Annotated in this window: 16 protein-coding genes; all 16 read left to right on the top strand. The window is 43.0% G+C overall.

Annotation, left to right across the window (positions count from 1 at the left end):
• Positions 1-18 precede the first annotated feature (18 nt).
• The 16 genes from ACL9RM_RS10245 (at position 19) to ACL9RM_RS10320 (ending at position 14,755) form a co-directional block, all read left to right on the top strand.
• Positions 19-471 (top strand): GAF domain-containing protein, encoded by a 453-nt coding sequence (locus ACL9RM_RS10245; RefSeq protein WP_029515512.1) that lies wholly within the window; start codon positions 19-21, stop codon positions 469-471.
• The gene (locus ACL9RM_RS10250) at positions 472-1,536 is read left to right on the top strand and encodes a PAS domain-containing sensor histidine kinase (RefSeq protein WP_039274412.1); all 1,065 of its coding nucleotides are present in this window, start codon (positions 472-474) and stop codon (positions 1,534-1,536) included. It begins immediately after the preceding gene.
• 7 nt (positions 1,537-1,543) lie between these two features.
• Positions 1,544-2,191, top strand: coding sequence for a response regulator transcription factor (locus ACL9RM_RS10255; protein WP_023989699.1), 648 nt, complete (start codon positions 1,544-1,546; stop codon positions 2,189-2,191).
• 22 nt (positions 2,192-2,213) lie between these two features.
• The gene (locus ACL9RM_RS10260) at positions 2,214-2,744 is read left to right on the top strand and encodes a hemerythrin domain-containing protein (RefSeq protein ID WP_254328792.1); all 531 of its coding nucleotides are present in this window, start codon (positions 2,214-2,216) and stop codon (positions 2,742-2,744) included.
• 165 nt (positions 2,745-2,909) lie between these two features.
• Positions 2,910-4,064: a nitrate/nitrite transporter gene (locus tag ACL9RM_RS10265; protein ID WP_013311332.1), complete on the top strand. Its 1,155-nt coding sequence runs from the start codon at positions 2,910-2,912 to the stop codon at positions 4,062-4,064.
• A complete protein-coding gene (locus tag ACL9RM_RS10270) occupies positions 4,057-5,076 on the top strand; it encodes a ThiF family adenylyltransferase (protein WP_250266405.1) in 1,020 nt (339 codons plus the stop codon). Before ACL9RM_RS10265 ends, ACL9RM_RS10270 begins: the two co-directional genes overlap by 8 nt.
• Positions 5,077-5,161: 85 nt before the next feature.
• A complete protein-coding gene (locus tag ACL9RM_RS10275; RefSeq protein ID WP_039274531.1) occupies positions 5,162-5,605 on the top strand; it encodes a molybdenum cofactor biosynthesis protein MoaE in 444 nt (147 codons plus the stop codon).
• Positions 5,598-5,831 carry a MoaD/ThiS family protein gene (locus ACL9RM_RS10280; protein WP_069290094.1) on the top strand — a complete coding sequence of 78 codons (234 nt, stop codon included), beginning with the start codon at positions 5,598-5,600 and terminating at the stop codon, positions 5,829-5,831. Before ACL9RM_RS10275 ends, ACL9RM_RS10280 begins: the two co-directional genes overlap by 8 nt.
• A 37-nt stretch (positions 5,832-5,868) precedes the next feature.
• A complete protein-coding gene (gene moaA / locus ACL9RM_RS10285) occupies positions 5,869-6,885 on the top strand; it encodes a GTP 3',8-cyclase MoaA (RefSeq protein WP_250266404.1) in 1,017 nt (338 codons plus the stop codon).
• Between the two features lie 586 nt (positions 6,886-7,471).
• On the top strand, positions 7,472-8,305 hold the full coding sequence (gene licT, locus ACL9RM_RS10290; RefSeq protein ID WP_250266403.1) for a BglG family transcription antiterminator LicT: 834 nt from the start codon (positions 7,472-7,474) through the stop codon (positions 8,303-8,305).
• 106 nt (positions 8,306-8,411) lie between these two features.
• Positions 8,412-10,325 (top strand): beta-glucoside-specific PTS transporter subunit IIABC, encoded by a 1,914-nt coding sequence (locus tag ACL9RM_RS10295; protein WP_250266402.1) that lies wholly within the window; start codon positions 8,412-8,414, stop codon positions 10,323-10,325.
• A gap of 31 nt (positions 10,326-10,356) precedes the next feature.
• The gene (locus ACL9RM_RS10300; protein WP_250266401.1) at positions 10,357-11,814 is read left to right on the top strand and encodes a glycoside hydrolase family 1 protein; all 1,458 of its coding nucleotides are present in this window, start codon (positions 10,357-10,359) and stop codon (positions 11,812-11,814) included.
• 177 nt (positions 11,815-11,991) lie between these two features.
• Positions 11,992-12,342, top strand: coding sequence for a hypothetical protein (locus ACL9RM_RS10305; RefSeq protein WP_039274421.1), 351 nt, complete (start codon positions 11,992-11,994; stop codon positions 12,340-12,342).
• A gap of 86 nt (positions 12,343-12,428) precedes the next feature.
• The gene (locus ACL9RM_RS10310) at positions 12,429-13,235 is read left to right on the top strand and encodes an alpha/beta fold hydrolase (protein WP_250266400.1); all 807 of its coding nucleotides are present in this window, start codon (positions 12,429-12,431) and stop codon (positions 13,233-13,235) included.
• 24 nt (positions 13,236-13,259) lie between these two features.
• Positions 13,260-14,243: a sensor domain-containing diguanylate cyclase gene (locus ACL9RM_RS10315; protein WP_250266399.1), complete on the top strand. Its 984-nt coding sequence runs from the start codon at positions 13,260-13,262 to the stop codon at positions 14,241-14,243.
• Between the two features lie 116 nt (positions 14,244-14,359).
• Positions 14,360-14,755 (top strand): hypothetical protein, encoded by a 396-nt coding sequence (locus ACL9RM_RS10320; protein WP_250266398.1) that lies wholly within the window; start codon positions 14,360-14,362, stop codon positions 14,753-14,755.
• The last annotated feature ends 24 nt before the right edge of the window (positions 14,756-14,779 follow it).

Raw genomic sequence — 14,779 nt, forward strand, 5'->3', positions numbered from 1 at the left:
TTCTATTAGGAGAGAGCGATGAATAATAGGATGGATTATCAAAGGGAGCTTGAGCGAATACGCGAACATTTCGGTTATGATTTCATGGCGCTTGCTCTGGTTGAACCGGCCGAATATCAATACGTAATTAAATGGAAAAATGCAGCCGGTAATTTAAATGATCGCTTTAAGCGAATTGTACTGCAATCCGGAAAGGGCATAGCAGGAGTCGTGTTCAAAACTGGGAAATCCGTTTTCATTCCATCTGTTCATCAATATGTGGGGGCAGACAACCTGTTTAACTACCCGATCGTTCAATCCGAGAAGCTCAAGAGTCTCGGGGCTGTTCCCCTATGGAATGATGCTCGCGTCGCGGGCGTACTGCTTGGTGGATTTCGGGAAGAACTGCTGATGACCGCAGCCATGATGCGTGATTTGGAAGCTTTGGCGCATAGGGGATTTGGAGAGTTGAACGGGAAGGAAGTGATGTAATTGACATTATCTGTAGGGACTGGCTCTTTGAATGCGCTAATGGTGAAGTTGTTTGAGAACAGTACAGAAGCCATTTTCTTTTTTGATGGGCAAGGGAACACCCTAGCTATGAACCCGGCAGCGGAGGAGATTGTGAGCGATGACGTCCTCATTCAACTCTATGAAGGGAAGGAAAAAGCTTTGTGTGGAACATGCAGGGGCTATACAAGCGAAACGGAGCCCCGTACCTGCCTTGATTGTTATTTCAATATGCCAGAATCCAAGGATTTCGCTTCTTTTCAGGTTTATCTGGAAACAAAGAGCAACGGAATGATCCCCTATGCCGCTTCTTTTCACACCATTGATTCTGAACATGGAACAAGGGTGTTGATGTTGAGGGACTTGACTCCGCAATTTCAGACGCAGGAAAAATTGTATCAAAACAAAATGATGAAGCATGTCATTGAAGCGCAGGAAAATGAGCGTAAACGGCTTTCCAGGGAACTGCACGACAGCGTCGCCCAGGAATTGATGAGTGCGGTTGTTGAGCTGCGGGTGTTAAAATACATGACGAATGATGAACAGCTCATCAAAAACATGAAGCAGACTGAAGCATCCATGACGCGATTGCTGGATGATATCCGCAACCTGTCTGTGGAACTACGCCCCGCCACACTTGATGATTTTGGGCTTGAAGCGGCATTTCGTTCCCACTTTAAGAGGGTTGAACAAAGCTTTGGTCTTGTCGTTGAATTTGTGTCGGATCTTCCCCAAAAGCGATATGGAAGTGAAAAGGAAACGGTCATTTACCGTGTCTGCCAGGAGGCTGTTCTCAATGCCTTGAAGTATGCCCAGGTAGATATGGTTAAAGTTTCTTTGTCTGAGCACGATCATACGCTTCGTTTGACTGTAGAGGACGATGGGGTTGGCTTTGAAAAGGGGAGCAATCCTATTGGAACGGGACTTGGTTTATATGGCATGCAGGAGAGAGCAGAACTGGTAGGTGGAAGTTTTGGCGTTCTTTCAAATGTTGGTCAAGGAACCAAAGTATTTTTAAAAATTCCGATTGGACATGAGGAGGAGTAAAGACGTGATCAAAATTGTGTTAGCGGATGACCATGCCATTGTACGGAGCGGATTTTCCATGATTTTGAACTTCCAATCGGATATGGAGGTTGTCGGAACGGCTGCGGATGGCATTGAAGCGTATACGATGGTAGCTAAATATCGTCCGGATATTCTGATCATGGACCTCAGCATGCCCCCAGGCGAGAGTGGATTGATCGCCACAGGCAAGATTAAAGAGGACCACCCTGATACTAAAATTCTGATTCTGACCATGCATGACGATGAAGAATATCTTTTTCATATTTTGAAGAATGGTGCTTCAGGGTATGTTTTGAAAAATGCTCCAGATGAGGAGCTATTACTTGCCATACGAACCATTCATGGGGGTGGGACTTATATCCATCCTAAAATGGCTACTTCTCTCGTTCGTGAGTTCATCAAAAAAGATACAACGTCACAATCAGAAGATCCTTATGAGATCCTGTCCAAGCGGGAACTGGAGATTCTGCCTCTGGTCGCAAAAGGTTACGGTAACAAGGAAGTTGCGGAAAAGCTGTTCATCTCTGTCAAGACGGTGGAAGCGAACAAAGCGAAGATCATGGAAAAATTGAATTTAAGAAGCCGGCCTGAACTGGTCCAATATGCATTAAAGAAAAAAATGCTGGATTTTTAGCCGATGAATGGAGGAAATCCGCGTGCTGGAAAATGAGAAACTGCGCTTTTCCAAACCTGCCATGCGTATTCTTGAAAATGAGCATCGATATCTAACCTATCTGATGGATGAATGGCATGCCATTGTATTGTGGTTTGAGCAGCACAGAATACTAGATTTGGAAGAAGGCCGCAAGCAACTGGAAAAACTGAGAATGCAGATTATCGACTTTAGGGTACCCCTCAAGAAACATACCGAAAAGGAAGAAGAACACTTCTTTTCTATGCTAGGAACCTACATTGGTTTTGAGCAGGGACCGCTCGTCGGTATACAGGAGGAGCACCGTGAAATAGAGGGATATATCGATCATTTTCTTTATCAAACGGAGGGCGATCTGAGTTTGCTCACGCTTGATGAGATTCAGGAGGCGACCAAGAACGCGGGAGAGGCGTTCGAAGTGCTGACTGTACATTTTATAAAAGAAGAAACCGTACTTTTTCCTATGGCAGAGCAACAGATCAATCGGAATGATCTAACCAAGTTATGTGACAAATTAAATACACTTATCTCTTAAAAAGACCAAGTCGCTTCTTATAGAAGCGGCTTTTTATATTTTCAGGGAGTCCCCTGTCAGGTAAAGGGGAGTCCCCTATATTCGAACAGATCAACTAGCGGCTACAATGGGGACATAAATTCAAATCAATAATTCGACAGAAAAAACGTTGAAAAGGTGAGTTAAATGATTAGAAAAATGCAGTTGCCGCTACAAACATTGAACTTGATTCTTGGATTCATGGTATGGGTTATCATTTCTTCTCTTATGCCGTTCATTACGGAGGATATTGCTATTCCACCCGGAAAATTGGCCATGGTTACGGCGATTCCGGTCGTGCTTGGATCGATTCTGCGCATTCCGCTTGGTTATTATGCCAACATCGTTGGAGCAAGAATCGTTTTTCTCGTTAGCTTTATTTTGCTTTTGTTTCCCGTCTACTACATTAGTGAAGCTTCTACGATGACGGATTTAATTATCGGTGGCTTGTTCCTTGGGATTGGAGGAGCTGTGTTCTCGGTTGGGGTGACTTCGCTACCGAAGTATTATCCAAAGGAAAAACATGGGTTTGTAAATGGAATGTATGGTATAGGGAATTTGGGAACAGCCGTCACTACCTTCTCGGCCCCTATTGTGGCTACACAAATTGGCTGGGCCCTTACAGTGAAGCTGTATCTCATTCTGCTGCTTGTTTTTATCGTTTTGAATTTCTTCTTAGGGGATCGTCATGAAGCTAAAGTAAAGACGCCTATTATGGAACAGATCAAAGGGGTTTACAAAAATGAAAAGCTTTGGTTTTTCTCGCTCTTTTATTTTATTACTTTTGGCTCATTTGTAGCGTTCACGGTGTACTTGCCGAATTTCCTGGTATCGAATTTTGAGCTGGCTAAAGTGGATGCAGGGATGCGTACAGCAGGCTTTATTGCGATTGCCACATTCTTCCGTCCCATCGGTGGCTGGCTGGCGGATCGGTTTCAGCCCCTGTTCCTGCTGGTAGGCACGTTCACAGTTTATACGGTCGCTGCGATTCTTTTGGCTTTTTCACCAGGGATTACCCTGTATACAGTAGGCTGCTTGGCGATCGCTGTAAGTGCTGGAGTGGGGAACGGCGTTATTTTCAAGCTAGTTCCATTTTATTTTAATAAACAAGCAGGTATAGTTAACGGAATTGTATCTATGATGGGCGGTCTAGGTGGCTTCTTCCCTCCGATCTTGTTGTCGACGATTCATGCTGCTACTGGCCAATATTCCATTGGATTCATGCTCCTCTCCCAAGTGGCGCTGGCTAGCCTGATCCTCGTCATATGGCTGTATTATCAAGGGACACAATCTAATGAATGAACGTTATTCCAGACAGATCTTATTTAGACCCATTGGTGGCGAAGGGCAGCGTAATCTATCCGCTGCTGTCGTCACCATTATCGGTTGCGGGGCACTGGGTTCCGCCATTGCCGAAACATTGGTAAGAGCGGGCGTTGGAGAGCTGCATCTTGTTGACCGGGATTATGTAGAGGTGTCGAATCTGCAACGTCAGCAGTTGTTTACGGAGCAGGACGCTGCGGAAATGCAGCCCAAGGTCATGGCAGCCGAAAAAAGGCTGAAAGCCATACGAGAAGACGTGCGGTTGCACACATATCTCGATAACTTGGATGCCGAGCTTGTTCAAGAACTTGCCAGCAAAAGTATATTGCTGATGGATGCTACGGACAATTTCGAAACTCGTCTGCTTATCAACGATGCTGCACTGAAGGCTGGAATTCCGTGGATTTACGGTGCCTGTGTTGGAAGCATAGGCGTTGTTTTTCCATTCGTGCCGGGCGAGTCAGCGTGTTTACGCTGCCTTCTGCCATCGCTGCCTGCGATCAATCAGACCTGCGATACGGCTGGAATCATCTCGCCCGCAGTCCAGGTGACAGCCGCCCTCCAATGTGCAGAAGCCATGAAGTGGCTGAGCGGCAGACGTGGCAAGATGCGCAGCAAGGTTCATCTGTTTGATCTATGGGAGAATACGCAGATGGACATAGGGATTTCCCGCATCCGTAACCAAGATTGTCCAACCTGTGGAGAACATCCTACGTTTCCTGCACTGACAGCACCACGCCGCTCGGCGTATGCGGCTCTGTGCGGACGGAACGTGGTCCAGGTTCTTCCAGACCCACAACGTCCGATTACGCTCGATGATGCAGAGAAAATGGGCAGGCTTATAGCAGATCGTGTAAAAAGAACCCCTTATTTCGTTGAATTTTATGCTTTTAAGCATCGAATGATTTTATTCAAAAACGGAAGGCTTCTCATACACGGTGTACGGAGTGTTGCCAACGGTCAAAAACTATATCATCAGCTGTTCGGTTAAATGAGATGTAGATACAAAAAGCAGAAATATTTAAAAGAGTCTGTCACCGGAAAGTGGCTTGTCCGGTGGCTGGAAGGTGGAAAAAATGAGTGTATTTGAAATCGTAACGGAGCCCATTATCCCGCAGGCTTATGCGGATTATGTCCTAAGGCCGGAAGCAGGAGCGGTGACTATTTTTACAGGGCACGTACGAGAATGGACTCAAGGCGTACGGACCTTATACCTTGCTTATGAGGCCTATGTCCCCATGGCCCAAAAAAAACTCACAGAGATTGGTCGCGAAATCGAACAGAAATGGGAAGGGACGCGAGTAGCAATCGCGCACCGCATTGGCGAGCTTCAAATCGGTGATATCGCCGTTGTCATTGCCGTTTCTTCACCTCACCGTTCGGATGCGTATGAGGCAAATGAATACGCGATCGAACGAATTAAAGAAATAGTTCCTATTTGGAAACGAGAGATTTGGGAAGATGGAACGCAGTGGGTCGGAGGTCAAAAGAAAAAGCCGGGGGAGATCAGTCATGATTAAGCTGTACTACTTTGCGGGACTCCGTGAGGTGACGGGAAAAACAGAAGAATTGGCAGATTTGGCGGGCCAAACGGTAGGCGATTTATCCAATTGGATAACAGATCAATATCCAGATATGCCAATCCAGTCTGTACGAATTGCGATAAACGAAGAGTATGCGTTGTCTACGGATGTATTACAGGATGGAGACATTGCAGCCTTCATTCCCCCAGTCAGCGGCGGCTAATGATAACGATGCTAAACAACTAGAAAGGAGGGGGCGTATGAATTTTCATCCACTGAAAGACAAGTTGCAGCGGCCCATTCGTGATTTGCGTATATCGGTTACAGACCGCTGCAATTTCCGCTGTTCCTATTGCATGCCTAAAGAAATTTTCGGTGACGATTACGCCTTTCTTCCCCAAAATGAATGTCTGTCGTTTGAAGAGATTCACCGGCTGACGAAGCTCTTTGTATCCCTGGGCGTAAAAAAGATCCGACTCACGGGCGGTGAACCATTAATGCGCAGGAATCTACCCGACCTAGTCTCCCAAATCCTGTCCATTGACGGAGTGGAAGATGTCGGCTTGACCACCAACGGTGTGCTGCTAGGACAGCAGGCTAAGCCTCTCTATGACGCGGGGCTACGGCGGCTTAATGTCAGTCTGGACGCTCTGGACCCTGAGCTATTTGGGCGGTTGAATGGCCGGGGGATTAAGCCTGATGTTATTTTGAAGCAGATCGGATATGCAAGAGAAATCGGCTTTGAAATCAAGATCAATATGGTAGTTCAAAAAGGCGTTAATGACTCGGAGATTTTGCCGATGGCTGCTTATTTTAAGGAGCAGGGAATAACCCTTCGCTTTATCGAGTTTATGGATGTAGGTAATGACAACGGATGGAGCTTCAAAAAGGTACTAACCAAAAAAGAAATCGTTGAACGACTTAAGAATGCGTACGAGCTGGAGCCGATGGATCGGGATTACTTTGGAGAAGTGGCAAAGCGTTATCGTTATAAAGACAGCGACGCACAGATTGGTTTTATTACTTCGGTTTCTGAATCGTTTTGTTCGTCTTGTACACGTGCCCGCTTATCGTGCGATGGCAAGTTTTATACATGTTTGTTTGCTTCAGGCGGATTTGATTTACGCCAGATGCTTCGCAACGGGGCGAATGACCAGGAATTGCTCGATGTGATTACTTCAGTATGGGAACAACGCACAGATCGGTATTCCGATGAACGTACGGAGCAGACAGCCAACAACAAAAAAAAGATTAACATGTCCTACATTGGCGGCTGACATTTTATACCATGATCGTGTGCTGTATTTGATGTGGTTGCTCCGGAAAAGAAAGCGCAAACATTTTTGTTGGCAAAACTTAAATTCGATGTTATTATGATTTTGGGATTGTTACTGAAAAGGCAAAACCCGAGGCATGGAATTCAATTTCCATGTGTTGGGTTTTGCCTTTTCTTTTTAGAATACAAGCTTTACGATATCCTGCATGATATGAATATCTGCCCAGCCATAACGCAGAAAGGTGAGTGATATAAAGCCTTACAAGTGCTGAACAACAAAGATGATGACGTCGACCAACGAATCGACATCCGAAAAATGATGTCATGGGACGTGGTTAACCGACTATATCCATTTTCAGAACGGAATATCAGGTCGGTTTGGGAGCACTCAAGATCAATGATGGAAAACGTAAGGCTTTTGTCTCTTATTATGAATGCGTTTTCATAACATAAAGTTGTAAATCAATACATTTGAATTTGATTTACGACGAAGATTTGATCGGCTATTACCGTCTTGTGACCTATCTGAAATTTCGCCCAGCATCTAAATCCTTTTTTAAATTTGATGGGATAAGGGGGGCAGTTAGATGATCATAACGAAGATATTTAATAACAACGCCATAATAGCCAAAGATCAAAAAAGAGATGAATTTGTTGTTATGGGTCGTGGTATTGCATTCAAAAAGAGTACAGGCGAACAAGTAGAAGAGCATCTAATTGAAAAGGTCTTTGTGCTTAAACATAAAGATGCTTCAGAGAAATTCAAGTTATTGTTAGAGGATGTTCCATCAGAATATGTTTCGTTATGCTATGACATCATTGAATATGGAAAAAGCATATTAGAAGCACAATTGAGCGATTATATATATGTTTCGCTTACGGATCACATGAACAATGCATTTAAAATGTTTGATGAAGGGTTTAAAAATGCAAATCCGTTAATTTGGGAGATTAAAAAATTTTATCCCAAAGAATTTGCGGTTGGCTTAAAAGCACTGGAGTTTATTGAAGAAGAAACAGACAAACGATTGTCAGAAGATGAAGCAGGTAATATTGCTCTTCATTTAATCAACGCTCAAGTAAACAGCTCCTACAACAAGGTAGCAGACGTTGCTCAGCAAACTCAAAAAATACACGACATCTTGAATATTATTAAATACTCTTATAATACCACCATAGATGAACACTCGATCAGTTATGAGCGATTTATTACACATTTAAGATTCTTCTTTCAGCGATTAAATAAAAAAGAAAAAGTAGAACTGGAAGACGATTTTTTGTGGAGGCAAGTGAAAGCAAAGTACAAAAAGGCCTATGGGTGCATGCTGAAGATTGAGAAATACTTGGATACGGTATTGTCAGATGAGGAGAAGCTGTATATAACGATTCATATTCAGCGTGTGACCCAAAGACAAAATTGAATAACCCTTGGATTGTTACTGGTAATGCAGGCGAAACCAACCTAGATCGAATTTGATCTATTTGGTTTCGCCTTTTTTTATAAATACAAATAAAGGGGAAGTTACAATGAAGTATGAGACATTAGCAAAAGACATCATCAGAAATGTCGGCGGCAAAGAAAATGTGAATAGTCTAACTCATTGTATTACACGCTTGCGCTTCAAACTAAAAGATGAAAGTAAAGCCAATACAGAGGTTTTGAAAAATATGGATGGTGTTGTCACTGTGGTAAAGAGTGGCGGGCAATACCAGGTTGTTATAGGTAACCATGTACCTGAGGTTTATGCTGAAGTTACTGCTGTAGGCGGTTTTCAGACAGGAGATTCAGAAGAAGCCTCAGGTGAAAAAGCGAGTTTGTTCAATAGATTCATTGATACCATTTCAGGTGTATTTACACCCACGCTGGGTGTCTTAAGTGCCACGGGTATGATTAAGGGCTTCACTGCCTTATTTGTAGCTTTGGGCTGGCTGGCCACTACATCGGGTACCTATCAAATTCTCAATGCTTTAGGTGATTGTTTGTTTTACTTCTTTCCTATTTTCCTGGGGTATACGTCAGCTAAAAAGTTCAATGCCAACATTTTTATAGGTATGGCTATAGGTGCATCGCTTGTATACCCGACATTTAGCACGATAACAGCTTCGGGCAAACCACTATACACTCTATTTAGCGGGACTATATTTGAGTCACCGGTATATATCACTTTCTTAGGTATTCCGGTCATTCTGATGAGTTATGCGTCAACCGTTCTTCCGATTATCATATCCACCTATGTAGGCTCAAAAATAGAAAACTTCTTTAAAAAGGTAATCCCTAGCGTCGTGAGAACATTTTTGGTTCCGTTTTTCACATTGTTAGTTATTGTACCCTTAGCATTGATTGTGATTGGACCTCTCTCGACCTGGGCAGGTCAACTGCTTGGGGCAGCAACCCTCTTTGTGTATAACTTAAGTCCAATTATTGAAGGCATAATCATGGGCGCTTTCTGGCAAGTGTTTGTTATCTTTGGATTACACTGGGGACTTGTTCCTATCGCTATGAACAACTTAGCAGTGCTTAAATTCGATCCCATTCTTGCGGCTACGCTGGGAGCTTCCTTTGCTCAGACAGGCGTCGTACTGGCGATTTTGTTTAAAACCAAAAATGTAAAACTGAGATCACTTTCCATTCCAGCTGTCATCTCCGGGATTTTTGGTGTGACAGAACCAGCGATTTACGGGATTACATTACCACGTAAGCAACCATTTATTTTAAGCTGTATAGCATCTGCAGTAGGCGGCGGTATTATAGGAATGATGGGAACTAAAGGCTACATCATTGGTGGATTGGGTATTTTCGCTATCCCGAGCTATATCAGTCCGGCAGGAATAGACAACGGATTTTATGGGGCTGTTATCGGTATCCTGGTAAGCTTTGTATTAGGTTTCTTGCTTATGTTCTTTGGCGGATTTAAAGATGATGAAGTGAAAGAAGCAAAAAAGGAAGACAGCGCACCAGGAGCAGCCAAAGGAGAAGTTTTAGTAAAACAAGAGACGGTGATGAGTCCATTAAAAGGTGAAGTGAAGTCTTTATCTGAAGTAACAGATGAAGCCTTTTCGACAGGTGCTCTGGGTAAAGGGATTGCCATTGAACCTTCTGAAGGTAAGGTCGTTTCACCTGTAGATGGTGTATTAACATCATTATTTTCGTCAGGTCATGCGATTGGAATTACAAGTGACCACGGTGTTGAGGTCCTCATCCATGTAGGCAAAGATACGGTCAAATTAAAAGGCAAACATTTTTATCCTAAAGTAAAACAGGGAGATGCTGTTAAAAAAGGCCAGCTGCTTATGGAGTTTGATATGGAAGCTATAAAAGAGGCTGGTTATGTTTTGACCACACCTGTTATCGTTGCCAATACTACGAATTACCTGGATGTCATTGAAACAGAGAAGAAGGCGATTGAGTATCAAGAGGATTTATTGACCGTCGTAGTCTAATCCTAATTAAATGTTGAGGAGGAATTAAACAATGAAAAATACAACTAAATTGGAATTTCCACAAGGATTTTTATGGGGAGGTGCAACAGCTGCCAACCAATTTGAAGGTGGATATAATGAAGAAGGTAAAGGCTTAAGCACTGCTGATGTGATTACGGCTGGAACGCATACGACTTCCCGAAGAATTACACCTATACTGGAAGAAGGAGTGAACTATCCGAGTCACGAGGCTATTGATTTTTTCCACCGCTATCAAGAGGATATCCGCTTATTTGCGGAAATGGGATTCAAGGTCTTTAGAATGTCCATTGCGTGGTCAAGAATATTTCCTAACGGAGATGATGCAGAGCCGAATGAGCAAGGCTTGCAGTTCTATGATCGTGTATTCGCAGAATTGAAAAAGTATAATATTGAGCCTTTGGTTACGATCTCACATTATGAAGCACCGTTTCATTTGACCCAAAAATATAATGGTTGGTCAGATCGCAGAGTCGTAGATTTTTATGTGAGATATTGTGAAGTACTTTTTAACAGATACAAAGATGTCGTAAAATACTGGTTAACCTTTAATGAAATCAATATTTTAACCTTGTCATTTGGCGCGTTCATGGCTGGAGCTATAATGCCGGAGGGGAATGGAGAGCTTGCCCATGCTACAGTGAAGGATGAGCAGGTTTTGTATCAGGCGTTGCATCATCAATTTATTGCCAGTGCAAAGGCTGTTAAGCTGGGCCATGAAATCAACAAGGACTTTAAAATCGGTTGTATGATTGCTTATATGTGTTCCTACCCACTTACATGTCATCCTGATGATATTCTACTGGCTCAACAAAAGGATAACTTAAGCAATTTCCTATGCTCAGATGTTCAAGTAAGAGGAGCTTATCCGGGATTTGCCAAACGCTATTTTAGAGATCATAATATTCAGATCAAAATGCAAGAAGAGGATGAGGACATCTTAAAAGAAGGCTGCGTAGATTTCTATACCTTCAGCTATTATTCCTCTACTTGTGTCAGTGCCGATCCTAACCAGGAGAAGGTGGGAGGGAACTTATCTATGGGCTTAAAGAATCCTCATTTGAAAGCAAGTGCCTGGGATTGGCAGATCGATCCACAGGGATTGAGATGGTCCCTCAATAACATTTATAACCGATATGAAATCCCGTTAATGGTTGTTGAAAATGGCCTTGGAGCCGTAGATACAATGGAAGAAGACGGCTCCATTCACGATGATTATCGAATTGATTATCTGAAGCAACACATTGAGCAAATGAAAGAAGCGATTGCTGATGGAGTAGACCTAATAGGGTATACGCCTTGGGGATGTATTGATCTGGTAAGCGCGGGAACCGGTGAAATGAAAAAGCGTTATGGGTTTATATACGTCGATAAGGATAATGAAGGCAAAGGGACACTTGCCAGATCCAGAAAGAAGAGCTTTTATTGGTATAAGAATGTGATCGAAACCAATGGAGAGCAGCTGGATTAAATCTTAGTGCCTGTTTCATAAAATTCATACGGTCAGCGCGTGCCCATTTTAATCGGTACGCGCTGTTTGAATTTACATTTTGACATGAAAACAATACCTTAAATGTGAGGTGGCTGGCTACATTAAGGAAATTTCAGAGCAGACAAACTTGCATGAATAACTTGGAGTGATACATGTATGAATTTGAATGGGTTGAATGAACAGAGTTACACAGAACTAGAGGATTATTGGGTGCGTGTATTTCTAAATGTAGTACAAGATCAGGATAAGGAGAACTGGGTGATTCCTTATTACAACACCTCCTTTTCTAATGGTCAGAAAATCATGGATATGAACCCCATTTTTTCGGCTAAGTCAGAAATAAGTCATAAATCCATCAGAATCATTCATGAAACGGTTAATGAAGAGGATGACGTTCACCATTGGTTAGATACGAATGGGAAAAACGAATTGGTTATTATTTGTTCCTTATCACAGCAACATGTGCAAAGAGTAAAGGGGATCATTGAACGCTGGATTTATGAATGAGAGTCATTATCCATAATCGAAACTTTTCCGATATAATAGGGAAGAGAAGCTATAGAACAGATACTACCTCAGAGAGGTGATTCACAATGACCGTTGATATTCTCCGACGTAATAATGTAAAAGTAATAGGCACAGGCAGCCAGACGATTGTGTTTGCTCACGGCTTTGGATGCGACCAGGATATGTGGCGTTATATCGTCCCTAGCTTTATCGACAACTACCAAATCGTCTTGTTTGATTACGTAGGTTCCGGAGATTCTCAAATAAAGTATTATGACTCGAAAAAATACAGTGACTTGCAAGGGTATGCCCAAGATGTGCTGGATATTATGGAAGCGTTAGACTTAAGAAATACCATATTTGTCGGACACTCCGTTAGCAGTATGATCGGAATGCTCGCCTCCATCCGCAGCCCTCAATATTTTGAGCGCATCGTCATGCTCGGTCCCTCTCCTCGTTATGTAAATGACCTCCCCCATTATTATGGAGGCTTCGATAAGAGTGACATCGATGAATTACTGGATATGATGCAAATGAACTTTATTGGCTGGGCTAGTTACCTGGCACCCATTGTTATGCAGAATCCTGAACGACAGGAATTAACCGAAGAGTTGGAGAAAACCTTTTGCTCAAGAGACCCTCATATTGCACGACAATTTGCGGAAGTGACTTTTTTTTCGGATTGCCGTGTCGATCTCCAGCATGCTTCAGTTCCTACACTGATTCTCCAGTGCTCGGACGATAGCATTGCTCCGATTGAGGTAGGGGATTATTTACACACCCATCTTAGAAACAGCAGGCTTCAACAAATGAGGGCAAAGGGGCATTATCCTCACTTAAGTCAACCTGAAGAAACAAGCGATCTGATTAAAGAGTATTTAGCCAGTGTGTAATATCGTATGAAAGGCAGTCATGCAATGGATATTCAATTAGATAAAGCTCCCTGTGGATACTTTTCAATTTCGGACGCTGGGATCATTCAATCGGTAAATCAAACTTTATTGGACATGCTTCTGTATGAACGTGATCAATTGCTCGGACGACCGATTGAAATGACAATGTCTGTTACTAACAAGCTATTTTTTCATACTTATTTTTATCCCTACATCCAGTTGTACGGGCGTGTCGATGAGATGTACTTTTCGTTTCGCACAAGTGATCGACAGGATGTGCCTGTACTACTAAACGGAGTTCGCCAGGAGCGAAATGGAGAATCTGTTATTGACTGTGTAGTGCTTGTGATGCGTAAGCGTATTGAACACGAGAAAGATATACTACAGACCAAAACCAAGCTTCAGGAATTATATCAAGCTACGAATGAAGCCAACCAGAAGCTCGAACGATTGCACGAAGAATATGAAATCAAGCAGCAGGAATTAGTGAGGATCAATCTCCAGCTAGAAACGATGGCGTCAACTGACCCGTTAACCGGTCTTAGAAATCGAAGATATTTTCAAGATCAGTTACTGGCTAGCCTAGCCTCCTTTCAAGAGACTGGAATACCTTTTTCGCTGCTGCTCATTGATATTGATCATTTCAAAAGCATTAACGACACTTACGGTCATCCGGTGGGCGACCTGGTGCTCACTAATCTGGCAGAAATACTCCAATCCATGTCACGGGAGATAGATATTGTCGCTCGTTATGGTGGCGAGGAGTTCGTTATTATTCTTCCGGGCAACGATCAAGAGGAAGCCATTCGTACGGCAGAAAGATATCGCTCAAAGGCCGCCTCAAGGGTTTGGGGAGAATACAGCATTACTGTGAGTATTGGTGTGGCAACGGTTACGCAAGCGGATACGGAACAATCGATAATTCATCAAGCGGATTTGGCACTGTATGCTTCCAAGAGTGGCGGGAGAAACCGGGTCACGCATTCAGCAAGTCTCGTAAAGAAATAGATAGAGGCTTAATAAAGGGAATTAAGAGCTGACGCGCCTTAGAGCTAATTAGCCTAGCCAGCCTCTTACGGCGGGCTTTTTATTATAAAAAGAATGAGTGATGTGGAGGGATATACATGGGGGAAGCGTACAAGCTGGACTGTGATACCTGTGCTTATACTAAGAACATATTTGTAGGATTTGGTTTTGCATATATGAGTTTGAAATCCATTGCTTCGTTTGTACAGGATGCTGCCCTTAAACGACGTATTGAGGAATTCATAGGCAACCCTTCGACGAGATACGATGCTTATAACGCTTTATATGTGTGCCCGGCCTGTCAGGCTATGCGCAATGAATTGTTTATAGAGATGAAATCCGACTCATCACAGTATAGGAGTTCTTATGCTTGTCCTAAATGCACGAGCGTCATGGAAAAGAAACACATTGAAAACAATGCTCCTCATCATTTAAGCTGCCCAGCATGTGAGAAGGGTAAATTGAAGGCAACGTTTTATATGGATTGGGATTAATAGACCCCCGAATGTCTCCACAGC

The sequence above is a fragment of the Paenibacillus sp. S29 genome, assembly GCF_049319765.1.
Lineage (GTDB): Bacteria > Bacillota > Bacilli > Paenibacillales > Paenibacillaceae > Paenibacillus > Paenibacillus polymyxa_B.

Coding starts and splice junctions, on each gene's coding strand:
- ACL9RM_RS10275 (WP_039274531.1), top strand. CDS start 5,162: ATGAGTGTATTTGAAATCGTAACGGAGCCCATTATCCCGCAGGCTTAT.
- moaA (WP_250266404.1), top strand. CDS start 5,869: ATGAATTTTCATCCACTGAAAGACAAGTTGCAGCGGCCCATTCGTGAT.
- ACL9RM_RS10300 (WP_250266401.1), top strand. CDS start 10,357: ATGAAAAATACAACTAAATTGGAATTTCCACAAGGATTTTTATGGGGA.
- ACL9RM_RS10310 (WP_250266400.1), top strand. CDS start 12,429: ATGACCGTTGATATTCTCCGACGTAATAATGTAAAAGTAATAGGCACA.
- ACL9RM_RS10305 (WP_039274421.1), top strand. CDS start 11,992: ATGAATTTGAATGGGTTGAATGAACAGAGTTACACAGAACTAGAGGAT.
- licT (WP_250266403.1), top strand. CDS start 7,472: ATGATCATAACGAAGATATTTAATAACAACGCCATAATAGCCAAAGAT.
- ACL9RM_RS10270 (WP_250266405.1), top strand. CDS start 4,057: ATGAATGAACGTTATTCCAGACAGATCTTATTTAGACCCATTGGTGGC.
- ACL9RM_RS10245 (WP_029515512.1), top strand. CDS start 19: ATGAATAATAGGATGGATTATCAAAGGGAGCTTGAGCGAATACGCGAA.
- ACL9RM_RS10315 (WP_250266399.1), top strand. CDS start 13,260: ATGGATATTCAATTAGATAAAGCTCCCTGTGGATACTTTTCAATTTCG.
- ACL9RM_RS10295 (WP_250266402.1), top strand. CDS start 8,412: ATGAAGTATGAGACATTAGCAAAAGACATCATCAGAAATGTCGGCGGC.
- ACL9RM_RS10265 (WP_013311332.1), top strand. CDS start 2,910: ATGATTAGAAAAATGCAGTTGCCGCTACAAACATTGAACTTGATTCTT.
- ACL9RM_RS10280 (WP_069290094.1), top strand. CDS start 5,598: ATGATTAAGCTGTACTACTTTGCGGGACTCCGTGAGGTGACGGGAAAA.
- ACL9RM_RS10320 (WP_250266398.1), top strand. CDS start 14,360: ATGGGGGAAGCGTACAAGCTGGACTGTGATACCTGTGCTTATACTAAG.